The following is a 17,515-nucleotide window of genomic DNA, read 5'->3' on the forward strand; positions in this document are numbered from 1 at the left end:
TAACGGAAATAAGCGTTATGGTGTGACAGCGCCAAGGGCCGGAAAACGCCCTCCCACGAGGGCGCGGACCACCGGAGGGACCCGGGGTTCGGCTTCCCTGGACGAAGGACAAAGGAGTCGCGGGTGTCCAGCTCCGACATCTTCATCGGCGAGACCATAGGTACCGCCGTGCTCATCCTGCTCGGCGGCGGTGTCTGTGCCGCCGTCACTCTCAAGCACTCCAAGGCCCGGAACGCCGGCTGGCTGGCCATCACCTTCGGGTGGGGTTTCGCGGTGCTGACCGGCGCGTACCTGGCCGGCGGGGTCTCCGGCGCGCACCTCAACCCGGCGGTCACCCTCGGCCTCGCGATCCAGGGCGGCACCGAGTGGGGCGACGTGCCGCTGTACCTCGCCTCCCAGCTGCTCGGCGCGATGATCGGCGCGGTGCTGGTCTGGGCGACGTACTACGGGCAGTTCCGGGCGCACCTCACGGATCCGGAGATCGTGGGCGCCCGTACGGGTGAGGACGGCATGGTCGACAAGGCCGCCGCCCCGGCCGCGGGCCCGGTCCTGGGCATCTTCTCCACCGGTCCCGAGATCCGGAACGCCGCGCAGAACCTGGTCACCGAGATCATCGCCACCGTCGTGCTGGTCCTGGCGATCCTCACCCAGGGCCTCAACAATGACGGCAACGGCCTCGGCACGCTCGGCGCCCTGATCACCGCGCTGCTCGTGGTGGGCATCGGTCTCTCGCTCGGCGGCCCGACGGGGTACGCGATCAACCCGGTCCGCGACCTCGGTCCGCGTATCGTGCACGCGCTGCTGCCGCTGCCGAACAAGGGCGGTTCCGACTGGGGCTACGCCTGGGTACCGATCGTCGGACCGCTGATCGGCGGCGCGATCGCGGGCGGGCTCTACAACGTCGCCTTCGCCTGAGCCGCGGCGCCCAGAGCCGTCCCCCCAAGAGACCACACAGACTTCCGGGAGCACACCGTGACCGACGCACACACCACCGGCCCGTTCATCGCGGCCATCGACCAGGGCACCACCTCCAGCCGCTGCATCGTCTTCGACAAGGACGGCCGGATCGTCTCCGTCGACCAGAAGGAGCACGAACAGATCTTCCCGAAGCCGGGCTGGGTCGAGCACGACGCGACCGAGATCTGGGAGAACGTCCAGGAGGTCGTGGCCGGCGCCGTCGTCAAGGCGGGCATCACGGCCGCCGACGTGAAGGCGATCGGCATCACCAACCAGCGCGAGACCACGCTGCTCTGGGACAAGAACACCGGTGAGCCGGTCCACAACGCCCTCGTCTGGCAGGACACCCGGACCGACGCCCTCTGCAAGGAGCTCGGCCGCAACGTCGGCCAGGACCGGTTCCGCCGCGAGACCGGTCTGCCGCTCGCCTCCTACTTCGCCGGCCCGAAGGTCCGCTGGCTGCTCGACAACGTCGAGGGGCTGCGCGAACGCGCGGAGCGGGGAGAGATCCTCTTCGGCACCATGGACTCCTGGGTCATCTGGAACCTGACCGGCGGCACCGACGGCGGCGTCCACGTCACCGACGTCACCAACGCCTCGCGCACGCTCCTGATGAACCTGCACGAGATGAAGTGGGACGAGCGGATCCTCCAGTCGATGGACATCCCGGCCGCGGTGCTCCCCGAGATCCGTTCCTCCTCCGAGGTGTACGGGAACGCCAGGGGCGGCGTGCTCGACGGGGTGCCCGTGGCGTCCGCGCTCGGCGACCAGCAGGCGGCCCTCTTCGGCCAGACCTGCTTCTCCGAGGGCGAGGCCAAGTCCACGTACGGCACCGGCACCTTCATGCTGATGAACACCGGTGAGACGCCCGTCAACTCGTACAACGGGCTGCTGACGACCGTCGGGTACCGGATCGGCGACCAGAAGCCGGTCTACGCCCTGGAGGGCTCCATCGCCGTCACCGGTTCGCTGGTGCAGTGGATGCGCGACCAGATGGGGCTGATCAAGTCCGCGGCCGAGATCGAGACCCTGGCCTCCTCGGTCGAGGACAACGGCGGCGCGTACTTCGTGCCCGCCTTCTCCGGTCTGTTCGCCCCGTACTGGCGCTCCGACGCCCGCGGTGTCATCGCCGGTCTGACCAGGTACGTCACCAAGGCGCACATCGCCCGTGCCGTCCTGGAGGCCACCGCCTGGCAGACCCGCGAGATCACCGACGCCATGACGAAGGACTCCGGCGTCGAGCTGGCCGCCCTGAAGGTCGACGGCGGCATGACCTCCAACAACTTGCTGATGCAGACGCTCGCCGACTTCCTGGACGCGCCCGTGGTGCGGCCCATGGTCGCCGAGACGACCTGCCTCGGCGCCGCCTACGCCGCCGGTCTCGCCGTCGGCTTCTGGCCGGACACCGACGCGCTGCGCGCCAACTGGCGCCGGGCCGCCGAGTGGACACCCCGCATGGACGCGGACACCCGCGACCGTGAGTACAAGAACTGGCTCAAGGCCGTCGAGCGGACCATGGGCTGGCTCGAAGACGAGGAGTAATCGACATGACCACCCTGCAGAGCGTCCCGTCCCTCGGGACACACCCGGCCTCCGGCTCCCTCCCGAGCCGCGCCGAGACCCGGGAGCAGCTGTCCAGGGCTGCGTACGACCTCCTGGTGATCGGTGGCGGCATCCTGGGCATCTCCACCGCCTGGCACGCCGCGCAGTCCGGGCTGCGGGTGGCCCTGGTGGACGCCGGCGACTTCGCCGGCGCCACCTCCTCCGCCTCCTCCAAGCTGCTCCACGGCGGTCTGCGCTACCTGCAGACCGGTGCCGTGAAGCTGGTGGCGGAGAACCACTTCGAGCGCCGTGCGGTGTCCCGTCAGGTGGCCCCGCACCTGGCCAATCCGCTCACCTTCTACCTGCCGGTGTACAAGGGCGGCCCGCACGGCGCGGCCAAGCTCGGCGCGGGCGTGTTCGCCTACTCGGCGCTCTCCGCGTTCGGCGACGGGGTCGGCCACGTGATCAGCCCGGCACGGGCCCGGCGCGACGTGCCGGAGCTGCGCACGGACAACCTGAAGGCCGTCGCGGTCTACGGCGACGACCAGATGAACGACGCCCGGATGGCGCTGATGACGGTGCGCGCGGCCGTCGACGCGGGCGCGGTCGTCCTCAACCACGCGGCGGTGACCGGGCTGCGGTTCACCCGGGGGCGGGTGACCGGCGCCGACCTGGAGGACCGCCTGGACGGCACGGAGTTCGGCGTCGATGCCCGTCTCGTGCTGAACGCCACCGGGCCGTGGGTCGACCACCTGCGGAGGATGGAGGACCCGGCCGCGGCGCCCTCCATACGCCTGTCCAAGGGCGCGCACCTCGTACTGAAGCGCACCCGCCCCTGGAAGGCCGCGCTCGCCACCCCGATCGACAAGTACCGGATCACGTTCGCCCTGCCGTGGGAGGACATGCTGCTGCTCGGTACGACGGACGAGGTGTACGAGGGCGACCCGGCGGACCTCGCGGTCACCGAGCAGGACACCGCGCAGATCCTGGACGAGGCGGCGTTCTCCATCCGGGACCAGCAGCTGTCGCGGGACCTGATCACGTACTCCTTCGCCGGTCTGCGGGTGCTGCCCGGCGGTCCCGGCGACACGTCCAGGGCCAAGCGCGAGACGGTCGTGACGGAGGGCCGCGGCGGGATGCTGTCGGTCGCGGGCGGCAAGTGGACGACGTTCCGCCACATCGGCCGTACGGTGATGAACAAGCTGGCCGCGCTCCCCGGCCGCCCGCTCGCGGAGGACATGGAGCCGATCGCGCACCTGCCGAAGAAGCTCCCGCTGCCGGGCATCGCCAACCCGAACGCGGTGGCGCACCGGCTGCTGGTCGACGGCGGTACGCCCGGTCCGCGGATGGCGGCCGACACCGCGCGGCACCTGGCCACGCACTACGGCTCGCTCTCCTTCGACATCGCCCGGCTGGCCAACGAGAACCCGGCGCTGGCCGAGCGCATCCACCCGGACGCGCCGGAGATCTGGGCGCAGGTCGCCTACGCGCGCGACCACGAGTGGGCCGAGACGGCGGACGACGTGCTGCGCCGCCGGACGACGCTGACGATCCGGGGCCTGGCGACGGACGAGATCCGGGCCGGGGTCGAGACCATGCTCGGCGACCGGAGCTGACGGAGCGGCACAACACGGCCCGGCGTACGAAGCGGGCGGGGCGGCTCCCACGACGGGGCCGCCCCGCCCGTGTGTCCGGCCGGGCACGGCGCCGGGCGGCACGGCCGCCCGGCGCGGACGAGCTCGCCGGGCCCGGCTCCTTCGCCCCTCCCCGCCCCCATAATGAAGAGATACATCGGATGTCTGATTCCCGTCCGGATCTCAGGAGGACCGTCATGGCTGTCACCGACGAGGCGATCGAGAAGATCAAGGGAATGATCGTCTCGGGTGCGCTACGGCCCGGCGACCGGCTCCCCAAGGAGAGCGAGCTCGCGGCCGAGCTCGGGCTCTCCCGCAACTCGCTCCGGGAGGCCGTGCGCGCGCTGTCGCTGATCCGCATCCTCGACGTGCGCCAGGGCGACGGCACCTATGTGACCAGCCTCGATCCGCAGTTGCTGCTGGAGGCGCTGAGCTTCGTCGTGGACTTCCACCGCGACGACACGGTGCTCGAGTTCCTCGCCGTCCGCCGGATCCTGGAGCCGGCCGCGACGGCGATGGCGGCCACCCGCATCGACGACGCCCGGCTGGACGCGCTCGGCGCACAGCTGGACGCGCTGGGCGCGCAGCCCTCGGTGGAGGAACTGGTCGCCTGCGACCTGGAGTTCCACCGCGGGATCGTGCAGGCGTCCGGGAACTCGGTGCTCTGCTCGCTGCTCGACGGGCTGTCCGGGCCGACGACCCGGGCGCGGGTGTGGCGCGGTCTGACCCAGGAGGACGCGGTCAGCCGCACGCTGCATGAGCACCGGGCGATCGTGTCGGCCCTGCGGGACCGGGACGCGGAGGCCGCGCGGGCCTGGGCGACGGTGCACGTGGCGAGCGTGGAGCAGTGGCTGAGGTCGACGCTGTGACGCGGCGGAGGGGTGGCCGGGCCGGGCACCCCTCCGCCTTCCCGGAGTCCGCCTTCCCGGAGGGCCGGTCAGCTTCCGGCCGGGCGCAGCCGCAGTCCCTGCATTCCGCCGTCGACGGCGAGCGCCGTGCCGGTGACCGAGGCGGCGGCGGGGCTCGCGAGGTACACGATCGCGGCGGCCACCTCGTCGGCGGAGACCAACCGCCCCAGCGGCTGGCGGGCGTTGAGCGCGGCCCGTTCGGCGGCCGGGTCCTCCGCCTGCCCCAGCAGCCGGCCGATCCACGGCGTGTCCGCGGTGCCCGGGTTGACGCAGTTGACCCGGATGCCCTCGCGGACGTGGTCGGCAGCCATCGCCAGGGTCAGCGAGAGGACCGCGCCCTTGCTGGCGCTGTACAGGGCGCGCTGCGGCAGCCCGGCGGTCGCCGCGATGGAGCAGGTCTGGGTGATCGACACGGCGCCCGGCCGGTCGGCCGCCGCGCGCCGCAGATGGGGCAGGGCGTGCCGGGCGGTGCGGACCATGCCGAGGACGTTGATGTCCAGGACCCGGCCCCACTCCTCGTCGTCGTTGTCCTCGACCGTGCCGATGGAGCCGATGCCCGCGTTGGACACGACGGTGTGCAGCGCGCCCAGTTCGGCCGCGGCCCGGTCGACCGCCGCGCGCACGGCGGCGTCGTCGGTGACGTCCGCCTCGACGGCCAGGGCCCCGGCGGGGGCCCCCGCGGTCTCCCGGTCGAGCACGGCCACCCGTGCGCCGCGTGCCAGCAGCAGGGCCGTGACGGCGGCCCCGATGCCGGAGGCGCCGCCCGTCACCAGTGCGCCCATTCCCTCGAAGTCACGTGTGCCGGTCATCGGTTGGCCTCCTCGGCGATGCGGCGGGCCTGCCACACGGGGCCCTCCGGGTAGCGGTGTGCGGCGATCGACCCGGGGAGCATCCGGGCGGAGAAGCCCGGGGCGTCCGGGGCGACGTAACGGCCGTTCTCGATCACGGTGGGGTCGGCGAAGTGTTCGTGGAGGTGGTCGACGTACTCGATCACGCGGTCGTCCCAACTGCCGGACACCGCCACGTAGTCGAACATCGACAGGTGCTGCACCAGCTCGCAGAGGCCGACGCCGCCCGCGTGCGGGCAGACCGGCACGCCGTACTTGGCGGCGAGCAGCAGGATCGCCAGGTTCTCGTTGACGCCCGCGACCCGGGCCGCGTCGATCTGGACGAAGTCGACCGCCCCGGCCTGGAGGAGCTGCTTGAACACGACCCGGTTGGCGACGTGTTCACCGGTGGCGACCCTGACCGGCTGCCCGGCCCGCACGGCGGCGTGGCCGAGGATGTCGTCGGGGCTGGTCGGCTCCTCGATCCAGTGCGGGTCGTACGGGGCGAGCGCGGTCATCCACTCGACCGCGTCGGCGACGTCCCAGCGCTGGTTGGCGTCGACGGCGATCCGGACGTCGGGGCCGACGGCCTCGCGGGCCAGGGCGAGTCGGCGGACGTCGTCGGGGAGGCTGCCGCCGACCTTCAGCTTGATCTGGGTGAAGCCGTCGGCGACGGCCTCCTTCGCCAGGCCGACCAGCTTGTCGTCGGTGTAGCCCAGCCAGCCGGGCGAGGTGGTGTACGCCGGGTAGCCCTCGGCGCGCAGCCGTTCGGCGCGCTCGGCCCGGCCCGGTTCGGCGGCCCGCAGGATCTCCAGGGCCTCGTCAGGGGTGAGGGCGTCGGTGAGGTAGCGGAAGTCCACGAGGGAGACGAGCTCCTCGGGCGTCATCCCGGCGAGGAACTCCCACACCGGCTGTCCCGCCAGCTTCGCCGCCAGGTCCCAGGCGGCGTTGACGACCGCGCCGGCCGCCATGTGCATCACGCCCTTCTCCGGTCCCAGCCACCGCAGTTGGGAGTCGTGCGTGAGCTCCCGGTGCAGTGCGGCGAGGTCGGCCGCGGTACGGGGAGCCGGGCGCCCCACCACGTAGGGGCGCAGCGTTTCGATGGCGGCGGCCATCACCTCGTTGCCGCGCCCGATGGTGAAGCAGAAGCCATGCCCCTCGGTGCCCGCGCCGCCGTCGCCGCCCGGCCCGTCCGCACCGGCGGGCTCATCGGTGCGCAGCACGAGGTAGGCGGCCGAGTAGTCGGGATCCGGGTTCATGGCGTCCGAACCGTCCAGTTGTTCCGAGGTCGGAAAACGGATGTCGTGGACCACGAGATCCGTGACGGTCTGACTCATGTGCGCCCCCAGGGGAATAACATCGGACCTCTGTTCTGGTCATCCGATGTATAGCGCCAAGAAGGCTTCAACGTCCAGGCTTGACGGCAAATTCACTGGACACAGCTCGGATGTATTCGCAAGATGAAGCCTTGATCGGATCGGTGATCCACCGCCGGTGGGGCCGGGAGGTCCGAGTGTGCGCAGGGACTGCGGCGGGAGGGGCCGAAAGCCGTAAGGTTGATGAGTACACAAGGGAACTTCGGAAGGAGGCCTGGGTGATCGAGCTCGAGGGGGTTCCCGAGCTGATCGACCCGGTCATGGTGGCCGCGTTCGAGGGATGGAACGACGCGGGTGACGCGGCCTCCACGGCGGTCGCACACCTGGAACGGGAGTGGAAGGGCGAGGTGTTCGCGGCGCTCGACGCCGAGGACTACTACGACTTCCAGGTCAACCGGCCGACGGTCTGGCTGGACGGCGGGGTGCGCAAGATCACCTGGCCGACCACCCGGCTGTCCGTGGTCCGCGTCGGCGGGGAGAAACCCCGCGACCTCGTCCTCGTCCGCGGCATCGAACCGTCCATGCGCTGGCGCTCGTTCTGCAATGAGATCCTCGGCTTCGCCCATGAACTGGGGGTGGAGATGGTGGTGGTCCTGGGCGCGCTGCTCGGGGACACCCCGCACACCCGCCCGGTGCCGGTCAGCGGGGTCACCTCCGACCCGGACCTGGCGCGGACCATGGACCTGGAGGAGACCAGGTACGAGGGCCCGACCGGCATCGTCGGCATCCTCCAGGAGGCGTGCACCCATGCGGGCGTGCCCGCGGTGAGCCTGTGGGCGGCGGTGCCGCACTACGTGTCGCAGCCGCCCAACCCCAAGGCCACGCTCGCGCTGCTGAACCGCCTGGAGGACCTGCTCGGCCTGCGCATCCCGCTGGGCGAACTGCCCGAGGACGCGCGCGCCTGGCAGCTGGGCGTCGACCAACTGGCCGCCGAGGACAGCGAGGTCGCCGAGTACGTGCAGACGCTGGAGGAGGCCCGGGACACCGCGGAGCTGCCCGAGGCGAGCGGCGAGGCCATCGCCCGGGAGTTCGAACGTTATCTGCGCCGCAGGGACACCGGCCCCGGCGGGCACGCGACGGAGAGCGGGGACGCCTCGTACCTGCGCGATCCGGCCGGCGGCCGTACCCGTCCGCCCAAGCCGGTGCGCCCCGAGGCGGGCGACGACACCGGTCCCGGTTCGCCGCCCGCGGGCGGTCCCCGGCGGCGGTCGTCGGCCGGGGAGGAGAACGGCGACGCGGACGGCGATGCCGAGGGCCCGCGGGATTCCGCCGAGGACACCCCGGAGCCCCCGGACGCCTCCGGCTCCCCGGACTCCTGACGTCGGGCCACCGACGGGACCGGTGAGACCGATGGGACCGATGGGACCGATGGGGCGCCGGGCGGGATCATGTCCCGCCCGGCGCCCCGCCGTCGTGCGGCCCGGCGGGGTGCCGGGCGGCCCGGTCAGGAACAGGTGAACCGCGCTGCGGCCCAGTCCCCGTGGTCACCGGTCCTGGAACCGTTGGTGTCCGCGACCTTGAGGCGCACGTGGCGCGCCCCGTCGAGCCGCACGTCCACCGGTACGGTCGCCGAGGCCCCGGTCAGCTTCGGCGAGGTCCACAGCACCTCGCCGTCCGCCTCGACCGAGAACGCCACCTCGTCGTAGCCGTTGATCTCGTCGTCGATGCCCACGTACGCGGTGAACGCGGTGCAGCGCCCGCCGAGGTAGACCTCGATCTCGGAGTCGGCGTGGGTGCCGATGCCCTTCTCGTAGGTCTTGCCCGCGAGGGTCAGCGTCCTCCCGTCGGCCGCGCCCGACTCGCCGTTGCTGCGGTCCCGTTCGGCCGGTCCGTAGCCGTTGGCGGACTTCAGCCACACCAGATCGCTCGCCCATGCCCCGCCGGTGGGCGGCGGCGGCATCACCGCCGCCGCGAACCGCTGCACGGCGGTGCGGGACTCACCGGCCGACCGGTAGCGGGCGACCGCGGTGATTCCCGCCTCCCCCGCCTCGGCGTCCTTCGCCGGGGTGACCGTGAGCTCGACCCGCCGGGTGGTGCCCGCCGGGACGCGGTCCACGGTCGCGGGCCGGGCGACCCGCCAGCCCTCGGGGACGTCCAGGGTCACCTCGGCGTCCGTCACGTCCGCCGTGCCCGCGGTGACGTCCACGGCGATGGTGGACCCGGTGCCGGCCCCGACCTCCTGGCCGGCCGGTGCGGCGAGCGCGGCCGTCGCGGCGGCGTCCCGTCCGCCGACCGCGCTGGTGCCCTTCAGTTTCACGGCGAACTTCTTGTCGGTGGACAGCTTTCCGGTCTTGATCTTCACGACGCCGCCGCGGTCGTCCCGGTCGTACCACCAGCCCCGGTCCGCCGCCCGGTACGCGGCCCCGGCGTCCAGCCGGGGCAGCTTCCCGCCGAGTTCGACCGCGCCCGGCTCGGAGCCGGTGTGCACGCCGAACTCGTAGGGGCGGGCGGTCTGCTTGCCGGTGAACTCCCCCTCGCTCGCGCCGATCCGCACGGTGACGTCGCCCGCGCCCCGGACCGGTGCGTCGACCTCGGCGGTCTGGGTGGCGTACCGGCCCGCGCGGTGCTGCCGGGTGACGCCGTCGTCCTCGTACAGCGTGAAGGAGGACTTCCCCCGCGGGTAGACGTCCCAGACGAGCGGGGAGTCGGCGGTGCGGTCCCGGTACGAGCGGATGCCCGGCCACATCGGCACGGCGGCGCCGCCCCTGACGAACAGCGGCAGGGTGTCCAGCGGTGCGGCGTAGTCGTCCACGGTGGTCGGCCCCTCGTACGTGCGGCCGCTCCAGTAGTCGGTCCAGGTGCCCTTCGGCAGGTAGATCCCGTCGCGTTCGGTGCTGTCCCGGTACACCGGTGCGACGAGGAAGTGCTCGCCGGACATGAACTCGTACTTCGCCGCGTCCGAGGCCGCCTTCGGGTCGTCGGGGAATTCCAGGACGAGCGGGCGGACCATGCCGACGCCGGTCTTCGTCGCCTCGTGCGCGTAGGAGTACTGGTAGGGCAGCAGCGACTCCTTGAGCTTGAGGTAGTCGCGGTTGATGGAGGTGTACGGCTCCCCGTACCGGAAGGGCTGCTTGTCGCTGGGCGCCCAGCCGTCCATCGTCATCGTGGTTCCCAGGAACATCTTCCACTGGAGGTCACGGGTGTACGTCTTGGCGCTGCCGCCGAAGATGCCGTCCACGTCGCCGGTGGTGTAGGCGAGACCGGACATCGTGGCGCCCGCGTAGGTCGGGATCTGCCAGCGGATGTAGTCCCAGGTGCCGTACTGGTCCCCGGACCACTGGACGCCGCAGCGCTGCGCGCCCGACCAGCTCTCGGGGGCGTAGGTGAAGCCGCGGGCGTCGCTGTTGTCCTCGATGCCCTTGTACGCGTCCTTGCAGCCGTCCAGGGCGAACTTGTAGCCCTCGCCGACCCAGGCGACGTCCAGCTTGGCGACCCGCTGGCCCGCCCTGACCTGCTCGGCGATCTTGTCGAGGCCGTCCTCGGTCCACAGGCCGAGCTGCATGCCGCGGTCCTGGAGGCCCTCGGCGGTCTCCGCGAGGTCCTCGTAGCCGCAGCCGTAGCCGTCGTTGACGAGCATCCAGCCGTTGGGCATGTCGTGCTCGACGTAGCCGTCGGCGACCTTCAGCGCGTCCAGGGTGCGGCGCTCGCCGCGGTTGGCGTTGTGCAGGTAGCAGTCGGCGTCGCCGATCTCCAGCCCGTACACGGGCGGCAGGAACGGTTTGCCGGTGAGCTTCGTGTACTGCCCGATGACGTCCTTGGCGTTGTCGCCCGCGAAGTAGTAGGCGTCGAAGCGCTTCTCCTGCGCGCTGGTGGTCACCGGGTCGGTGAAGGCGTAGGTGTTCGGCGCGTAGGTGTTGCGGAAGACGCCGTATCCGGCCGAGGAGAGGTAGAACGGCACCGAGTTGGGGTGGCCGCCGTCGTTCCAGTTGTAGTCGACGCCGACCTCGACGGTCTTGCCGCGGTGCGAGGTGTTGCCCCGGCCGTTCTGCATGCCGGCGCCGTAGAACTGCTCGTCCGCGCCCCGGTCGAGGGTCTGGACGGTCCGTTCGCCGTTCCAGCTCAGCCCCTTGGACTCGGACCACAGCCGGATGCCGTCGGCGCGGTACAGCGCGAAGCGCAGGGGCGACTTGTAGGCGTGCAGGGTGATGTCGGCGGTGGAGAGTTCGTAGCGGTCGTCGCGCTCCTTCCAACGGGTGCGGGGCGGGGTGCCCTGCGGCAGGACGATGTCGTCGCCGGTCGGGTCCGAGAAGGCCCCGTCCGGGGCGAGTTCGATGCGGAAGGTCTCGTCGGAGACGAAGCTGACGCGGGCCTCGGCGGCGCCGGCCTCCAAGCGGTAGACGGCTCCGTCGGCGGAGAAACCGGTCAGGTCGCCGACCGTGGTGTCCGGTGGGGCGGCTTCCGCCTCGGGGGCACCGGGGCCCGTGAAGACGGCCACCCATCCCAGCAAGGCCGCAACTGCCGCCATTCTGATGCGCGTTGATGATTGCATAGAGCGCTTTTAGCGCAGTAACGAGCACTTGACCATGGACAAAACGGAACCGGCCCCGAACTTCGTCAAGAAGTTCGGGGCCGGTTCGGCCGAATCGTCCGGTGGGAAACCGGCGCGGCGGCGCCGCGCGGGGTGTTACAGGGCGACGCCCAGCAGCGCGTCGACGGCCCGCGAGACGACGCCGGGGGCGCCCTCGTCGGTGCCGCCCCCGGCGGCCTGCCGCTCGGCCCAGCGGTCCACGGCGGCCAGGGCGGCCGGCGCGTCCAGGTCGTCGGCGAGGGCCTCGCGGATCTCCTCGACCAGGGCCTCGGCGGACGGTCCGTCGGGGCGGGAGACGGCGGAACGCCACCGCGCGAGCCGTTCGACGGCGTCGGCGAGCACCTGGTCGGTCCACTCCCAGTCGGACCGGTAGTGGTGCGCGAGCAGCGAAAGGCGGATCGCCGCCGGGTCCACGCCGTCGCGGCGCAGCTTCGAGACGAAGACCAGGTTGCCCCGGGACTTGGACATCTTCTCGCCGTCCAGGGCGACCATGCCGGCGTGCACGTACGCCCGCGCGAAGGGGTGTTCGCCAGTCAGCACCTGGGCGTGCGAGGCGCCCATCTCGTGGTGCGGGAAGACGAGGTCGGACCCGCCGCCCTGGACGTCGAAGCCCATGCCGAGGTGGTCCAGCGCGATGGCGACGCACTCGATGTGCCAGCCGGGCCGTCCGGGGCCGAGCGAGGCGCCGTCCCAGCTCGGCTCGCCCTCGCGGGCGGCCATCCAGAGCATCGGGTCGAGCGGGTTCTTCTTGCCGGGGCGCTCCGGGTCACCGCCGCGCTCCGCGGACAACAGCCGCATCGCCTCGGCGTCGAGGTGGGAGACCCCGCCGAAGTGCGGGTCGGCCTCGACGGAGAAGTACACGTCGCCGTCGAGTTCGTAGGCGGCTCCCGCGTCCCGGAGCCGCTCGACGAGCGGGACGATGCCGGGTATCGCCTCGACGGCGCCGATGTAGTGCTTCGGCGGGAGCATGCGCAGTGCGGTCATGTCCTCGCGGAACAGGGCCGTCTCGCGCTCCGCGAGCTCGGTCCAGTCCTGGCCGTCGCGCACGGCCCGTTCCAGGAGCGGGTCGTCCACGTCGGTCACGTTCTGGACGTAGTGAACCTGCCGCTTGGTGTCGAGCCACACGCGCTGGACGAGGTCGAACGCGTTGTAGGTCGCCGCATGACCCATGTGGGTCGCGTCGTACGGCGTGATGCCGCAGACGTAGATACGGGCGACGGGACCGGGGTCGAGAGTGATCCGTCCGCCGGTCGCGGTGTCGTGGATCCGAAGGTCGCGGCCCTTGCCGGGCAGGGCGGGGACCTCAGAAGCGGGCCAGGCATGCATGCCACGAGCGTAACCGGATGCACGTTCCGGATACGAACCGGATACCGGATCCTGGCCGAACAGGCACTCTTGCGCGATGCGGCCCCGTCTGCTGCGGCGTACGCACCCGGCCCCTTTGCCGTCCGTGGGGCCGGTCGTCTCACACCGGCGGCCAGGGGATCGACGGCCACTCGCCGCTCGGCTCCGGGTGCCGTCCCGACGCCCGCAGCCCCGCGACCCTTCCCCGCAGCGCCTCGATCTCGGCCGCGGTGATCAGCTCGGCCAGCCGGGTGACGAGCGGGGTTCCCGGCGCGAGCTCCGCCCCAAGCCGGTCGACGACCTTGACGGCCTCGGCCGTCAGCGGCTCCCCCGCCCAGCCCCAGAGCAGGGTGCGCAGCTTGTCCTCGGCGTTGAAGGTCACCCCGTGGTCGATGCCGTAGAGCCGGCCGCCGGGCGCGGGCAGCAGGTGGCCGCCCTTGCGGTCCGCGTTGTTGATGACGGCGTCGAGCACGGCCAGCCGCCGCAGCCGCGGGTCGTCCGCGTGGACCAGCAGGGCCGTCCGGCCCTCGCCGACCTCGGCGCGGACGACGGCCTTCCAGCCCTCGCCGGGCTCCTCGTCCTCGACGAGCGCGAGCAGCGGGGGTTCGCCCGCCTCCCCGTCCTCGTCGCCCTGCGGCACGGCGTCGATCCACAGCTGGCACATGCCCTCGCCGTACGGCCCGTCCCGCAGCACGGTGGGCGGCACGAGGCCCCAGCCGGTCGCCTCGGAGAGCTCGTACGCGGCCACCTCGCGCCGGGCCAGCGTGCCGTCCGGGAAGTCCCACAGGGGCCGTTCACCGGCCACCGGCTTGTAGACGCAGGTCGCCTCCTCGCCGTCGCGCGCGACCGTGCAGTACAGCGCCGCGTTGGAGGCGCCGCGGATCTGTCCGAGGACGGTGAGCTCCCCGTCGGCGAGCAGGGCGAGCCGGCCGGCGTCGGCGCGGGTGCCGGTGTCGGTGGCGACGCCGGTCAGGCTCCGCGACGGTATCCGTTCTGGCGCGGGCATACGTGTCCTTCCGGATCGAGCGGCAGGCTGCACAGCGGGCACGGCGGGCGCCCGGCGTTCACGACGTCCAGGGCGCGCTTGGCGAAGGCCCGGGCCTGTGCGCCGCTGAGGCGGACCCGGAGCATCGGCGGGCCGTTCTCCTCGTCCTGCAGCAGCCGTTCCTCGGCCTCCGCGAGGTCTTCGTCGGAGTCCACGTCCAGCTCGACCAGCGCCTGGGCCTCGACGATCATGCGCTGTTCCTCGCCGTCCCAGGCGAGGGCCATCGTGCCGACCCGGAACTCCTCCTCGACGGGAACGTCCAGCGGGGCGGTGTCGGTGACGTCCATGGGTGCCACGGCGGGCACCGGGGAGTTGCCGCCGGTCCGCCGCACCACCTCGTCGAGCAGCTCGTCGATCCGCTCGGCGAGCGCGGCGACCTGGGTCTTCTCCAGGGCCACGCTGGTGACACGTCCGCCTGAGGAGGCCTGCAGGAAGAACGTACGGCGTCCAGGCAGCCCGACCGTGCCGGCCACGAAACGGTCCGGGGGGTCGTAGAGGAACACCTGACGGGACACGTCCTGTCTCCCTTGAAGAATCGACGGTGGTTGGGGGGCGGCCGGGGGCCGGGGAAACCCCGGGAACCGGCCGCCCACGGCGCGTCCACCCTACTGCGCGGAGCGATCACGGCGCCCCAGCGCCGCCGCCGACCGCCGCGTCCGCGTCCGGGCGCCGGTCCGGGTCCGTCGCGTCGCCGCGTTCGCGCGGGGCCAGCGGGGCGAGGTCGCCGGTGTCGCCGAGCCGCAGCAGGAAGGGCCGCAGCCCGGTGTAGCGGATCGCGGTGACCGAGCAGGGGTCGGCGTGGATCCGCTGGAAGAGGTCGAGGTGCAGACCGAGCGCGTCGGCGACGATCGCCTTGATGATGTCGCCGTGCGAGCACATCACGTAGGCGGCGTCCTCGCCGTGCCGGGCCGCGATCCGGGCGTTCCACTCCCGGACGGCGTCGACCGCGCGCGCCTGCATGGCGCGCATGGACTCGCCGCCGGGGAACACCGCGGCGGAGGGGTGCTGCTGCACGACGTTCATCAGCGGTTCGTCGGTGAGTTCGGCGAGCTTGCGCCCCGACCAGTCGCCGTAGTCGCACTCGTTGATCCGCTCCTCCGTGTGCGGCTCCAGCTCGGGGCGGGCGTCGAGCAGCGGCCGCAGGGTCTCTTGGCACCGCTGCAGGGGGCTGCTGACGGCGGCGGCCAGGGGCAGCGCGGCCAGTCGTCCGGGCAGCGCCGCGGCCTGCGCGGCCCCGCGCTCGTCGAGCCCGACACCGGGGGTGCGGCCCGCGAGCACCCCGGCCGTGTTGGCGGTGGAACGTCCGTGGCGTACGAGGATCAGGGTGGGCATACGGGCCAGCGTAGGCCGCCACCGCCGACGGGGTGCGCCGGGGAGCCGGGCAGGGAAGAATGCCCGCCGTGATCGTGGACTGTGCCATCTACCGGGACGGGCGCCGTACGGACCGCCCCGCCGACCTCTCCGACGCCCTCGCCGAGGCGCGGGCCGACGGGGACGCGTTCCTCTGGATCGGGCTGCACGAACCCACGCAGAAGGAGTTCGACCTCGTCAGCAGCGAGTTCGGGCTGCATCCGCTGGCGGTGGAGGACGCCCTGAGCGCGCACCAGCGTCCCAAGCTGGAGGTGTACGACGACTCGCTCTTCGCGGTCATCAAACCGGTGGTGTACGACCATCGGGACGACACGGTCACCACCGGCGAGCTGATGGCCTTCCTGGGCGACTCGTTCGTGGTGACGGTCCGGCACGGGGAGGGCTCGCCGCTCGCCGCGGTACGGCGCCGGCTGGAGGCCGAGCCGGAGGTGCTCAGGCACGGGCCGACCGCGGTGCTGTACGCGGTCAGCGACGCGGTCGTCGACCACTACATCGAGGTGGCGGGCGAGCTCCAGGTGGACCTGGAGGAGCTGGAGACGAAGGTGTTCGCCCCGGCCGGCGGGGGCGGCGACAAGACCACCGCGTCGCGCATCTACACCTTCAAGCGGCAGATCCTGGAGTTCCGGCGGGCCGCCGGGCCGCTCGGCGCCCCCATGGCCCGGCTGGCGAGCGCGGAGGTGCCCTTCGTCCACGAGCACTCGCAGCCGTTCTTCCGGGACGTGAACGACCACCTGACGCGCGCGAACGAATACGTGGAGGGGCTGGACCGGCTGCTCTCCGACATCCTCTCGGCCCATCTGGCCCAGGTGGGGGTGCGGCAGAACGACGACATGCGCAAGATCTCGGCCTGGGCGGCGATGGCCGCCGTGCCGACCATGGTGGCGGGGATCTACGGCATGAACTTCGAGCACATGCCGGAACTCGGCCAGGTGTGGGCGTACCCGGCGGTGATCGTGCTGATGGCCGGCGCGGTCCTCGCCCTGTACCGGCTGTTCAAGCGGCGCGGCTGGCTCTGAGGGTCCGGCGGCGCGGCCCGGCGGTCCGGGAGCGGCCCGGCGCCCCGTCCGGGGTCAGGCGAATTCCGGCACCTGCGGGGCGGGGCCGCCCAGGGCGTCGCGCCGTGCGGGCTGTTCCAGGCTCACCATGCGCCGCCAGCCCACGAGCCGTTCGTACGCGTAGACGCCGTGGATGCCCGCGGCCAGCACCGCCGCCCTGGCCCGGGACCAGCCCAGGATGCGGCCCATGTGCGCCATCACGGCGAGGCTGACGTCGCGGTACACCCGGATCTCGGCGAGCGCGCACTCGCGCAGGGTGCGCTGGATCGTGCGGCCGTGCCCGGCGCGGGCGAGGCGGAGCAGTTCCTCGTGGCAGTACGCGAGGTGGTTGTCCTCGTCGTCGGAGATCATCTTCACGGCGCGGCCGAGGTCGGGGTGGTCCGCGAAGTGCTTGCGCAGCAGCCGCATCTGTTCGGAGGCGCGCTGCTCGGTGACCCGGCTGTGGGCGAGGTAGGTGATGATGTCGCTTTCCAGGAGCGGTTCGTCCAGCCGCAGCCGCTCGTGGCCCAGGCCGATGCCCTGCCGCTCCAGCAGCATCGTGTAGTCGGTCTCCCGCGGCACCTCCACCGGCCGCAGACCGCGCTTGCGCAGCAGCGCGCCGAAGATCCTGCCGTGCTTGTCCTCGTCGGCGCCGTGCCGTGCGATCTTGGGGGCCAGGGCCCGCTGGCTCCCGGGCGCCAGGGCCGCGATGCGCCCGTTCTCCCAGCCGCCCTGGGACTCCCCGCCGGCCGCGATGGAACAGAACAGCCGGAATGCCTCGTCGTCGTCGAGGATCTCCTGGAACAGGCTCTTCGCCGAGAGCATCACTGCCACCTCCGTACCGGCATCCACCGAGCGACAGTCAAATGCGGCACGCCCGGCCGGGCAACAGGAGGCGGGGCCCGGCTACGCCGGACGGGGCGGTGTCCGCCCGGCGCACGCCGGACCG

At 72.3% G+C, this 17,515-nt stretch carries 14 protein-coding genes; 6 read left to right on the forward strand and 8 right to left on the reverse strand.

What is annotated here, in order from left to right; translation table 11 throughout:
• Positions 1-123 precede the first annotated feature (123 nt).
• The 4 genes from OCT49_RS05605 to OCT49_RS05620 all read left to right on the forward strand — a co-directional run bounded on the left by OCT49_RS05605 (position 124) and on the right by OCT49_RS05620 (position 5,002).
• Complete coding sequence (locus tag OCT49_RS05605; RefSeq protein ID WP_283850778.1) at positions 124-915, forward strand: MIP/aquaporin family protein; 792 nt, start codon at positions 124-126, stop codon at positions 913-915.
• 57 nt (positions 916-972) lie between these two features.
• The gene (gene glpK / locus OCT49_RS05610; RefSeq protein WP_283850779.1) at positions 973-2,499 is read left to right on the forward strand and encodes a glycerol kinase GlpK; all 1,527 of its coding nucleotides are present in this window, start codon (positions 973-975) and stop codon (positions 2,497-2,499) included.
• Between the two features lie 5 nt (positions 2,500-2,504).
• Positions 2,505-4,115 (forward strand): glycerol-3-phosphate dehydrogenase/oxidase, encoded by a 1,611-nt coding sequence (locus OCT49_RS05615; RefSeq protein WP_283850780.1) that lies wholly within the window; start codon positions 2,505-2,507, stop codon positions 4,113-4,115.
• A 215-nt stretch (positions 4,116-4,330) separates the two neighbouring features.
• A complete protein-coding gene (locus OCT49_RS05620; RefSeq protein WP_283850781.1) occupies positions 4,331-5,002 on the forward strand; it encodes a FadR/GntR family transcriptional regulator in 672 nt (223 codons plus the stop codon).
• Between the two features lie 68 nt (positions 5,003-5,070).
• Here the strand turns inward: OCT49_RS05620 and OCT49_RS05625 are convergent, their stop codons facing one another.
• Together OCT49_RS05625 and OCT49_RS05630 are read right to left on the reverse strand one after the other, a co-directional pair.
• Positions 5,071-5,850, reverse strand: coding sequence for an SDR family NAD(P)-dependent oxidoreductase (locus OCT49_RS05625; protein ID WP_283850782.1), 780 nt, complete (start codon positions 5,848-5,850; stop codon positions 5,071-5,073).
• Entirely contained in the window at positions 5,847-7,205 is a 1,359-nt protein-coding gene (locus OCT49_RS05630) for an enolase C-terminal domain-like protein (protein WP_283850783.1), read from the reverse strand. Before OCT49_RS05630 ends, OCT49_RS05625 begins: the two co-directional genes overlap by 4 nt.
• A gap of 257 nt (positions 7,206-7,462) precedes the next feature.
• Between OCT49_RS05630 and OCT49_RS05635 the strand changes: the two genes are divergently transcribed.
• Positions 7,463-8,563, forward strand: a complete 1,101-nt coding sequence (locus tag OCT49_RS05635; RefSeq protein WP_283850784.1) for a PAC2 family protein — start codon at positions 7,463-7,465, stop codon at positions 8,561-8,563.
• Positions 8,564-8,688: 125 nt separating this feature from the next.
• On the opposite strand, the gene OCT49_RS05640 is transcribed toward OCT49_RS05635, so the two are convergent.
• From OCT49_RS05640 to OCT49_RS05660, 5 genes are all read right to left on the reverse strand, one after another.
• Positions 8,689-11,733: an NPCBM/NEW2 domain-containing protein gene (locus OCT49_RS05640; RefSeq protein ID WP_283850785.1), complete on the reverse strand. Its 3,045-nt coding sequence runs from the start codon at positions 11,731-11,733 to the stop codon at positions 8,689-8,691.
• Between the two features lie 135 nt (positions 11,734-11,868).
• A complete protein-coding gene (mshC, locus tag OCT49_RS05645; protein ID WP_283850786.1) occupies positions 11,869-13,098 on the reverse strand; it encodes a cysteine--1-D-myo-inosityl 2-amino-2-deoxy-alpha-D-glucopyranoside ligase in 1,230 nt (409 codons plus the stop codon).
• Positions 13,099-13,237: 139 nt separating this feature from the next.
• On the reverse strand, positions 13,238-14,122 hold the full coding sequence (locus tag OCT49_RS05650) for an SCO1664 family protein (protein ID WP_283850787.1): 885 nt from the start codon (positions 14,120-14,122) through the stop codon (positions 13,238-13,240).
• Positions 14,086-14,676: a DUF3090 domain-containing protein gene (locus OCT49_RS05655; RefSeq protein WP_072484378.1), complete on the reverse strand. Its 591-nt coding sequence runs from the start codon at positions 14,674-14,676 to the stop codon at positions 14,086-14,088. The genes OCT49_RS05650 and OCT49_RS05655 overlap by 37 nt, the downstream gene beginning before the upstream one ends.
• A 106-nt stretch (positions 14,677-14,782) precedes the next feature.
• Positions 14,783-15,493, reverse strand: coding sequence for a histidine phosphatase family protein (locus tag OCT49_RS05660; protein WP_283850788.1), 711 nt, complete (start codon positions 15,491-15,493; stop codon positions 14,783-14,785).
• Between the two features lie 59 nt (positions 15,494-15,552).
• Here OCT49_RS05660 and corA point away from each other — a divergent pair, with 59 nt between their 5' ends.
• Positions 15,553-16,548 (forward strand): magnesium/cobalt transporter CorA, encoded by a 996-nt coding sequence (gene corA / locus OCT49_RS05665; protein ID WP_283850789.1) that lies wholly within the window; start codon positions 15,553-15,555, stop codon positions 16,546-16,548.
• 54 nt (positions 16,549-16,602) lie between these two features.
• Here the strand turns inward: corA and OCT49_RS05670 are convergent, their stop codons facing one another.
• Positions 16,603-17,391, reverse strand: coding sequence for a ferritin-like domain-containing protein (locus OCT49_RS05670; RefSeq protein ID WP_283855680.1), 789 nt, complete (start codon positions 17,389-17,391; stop codon positions 16,603-16,605).
• Positions 17,392-17,515: the final 124 nt, after the last annotated feature.

This window comes from Streptomyces sp. ML-6, from assembly GCF_030116705.1.
Taxonomy (GTDB): domain Bacteria; phylum Actinomycetota; class Actinomycetes; order Streptomycetales; family Streptomycetaceae; genus Streptomyces.

Coding starts and splice junctions, on each gene's coding strand:
- mshC (WP_283850786.1), bottom strand. CDS start 13,098: ATGCATGCCTGGCCCGCTTCTGAGGTCCCCGCCCTGCCCGGCAAGGGC.
- OCT49_RS05630 (WP_283850783.1), bottom strand. CDS start 7,205: ATGAGTCAGACCGTCACGGATCTCGTGGTCCACGACATCCGTTTTCCG.
- OCT49_RS05620 (WP_283850781.1), top strand. CDS start 4,331: ATGGCTGTCACCGACGAGGCGATCGAGAAGATCAAGGGAATGATCGTC.
- OCT49_RS05650 (WP_283850787.1), bottom strand. CDS start 14,122: ATGCCCGCGCCAGAACGGATACCGTCGCGGAGCCTGACCGGCGTCGCC.
- OCT49_RS05660 (WP_283850788.1), bottom strand. CDS start 15,493: ATGCCCACCCTGATCCTCGTACGCCACGGACGTTCCACCGCCAACACG.
- OCT49_RS05640 (WP_283850785.1), bottom strand. CDS start 11,733: ATGCAATCATCAACGCGCATCAGAATGGCGGCAGTTGCGGCCTTGCTG.
- OCT49_RS05615 (WP_283850780.1), top strand. CDS start 2,505: ATGACCACCCTGCAGAGCGTCCCGTCCCTCGGGACACACCCGGCCTCC.
- corA (WP_283850789.1), top strand. CDS start 15,553: ATGCCCGCCGTGATCGTGGACTGTGCCATCTACCGGGACGGGCGCCGT.
- OCT49_RS05625 (WP_283850782.1), bottom strand. CDS start 5,850: ATGACCGGCACACGTGACTTCGAGGGAATGGGCGCACTGGTGACGGGC.
- OCT49_RS05670 (WP_283855680.1), bottom strand. CDS start 17,391: ATGCTCTCGGCGAAGAGCCTGTTCCAGGAGATCCTCGACGACGACGAG.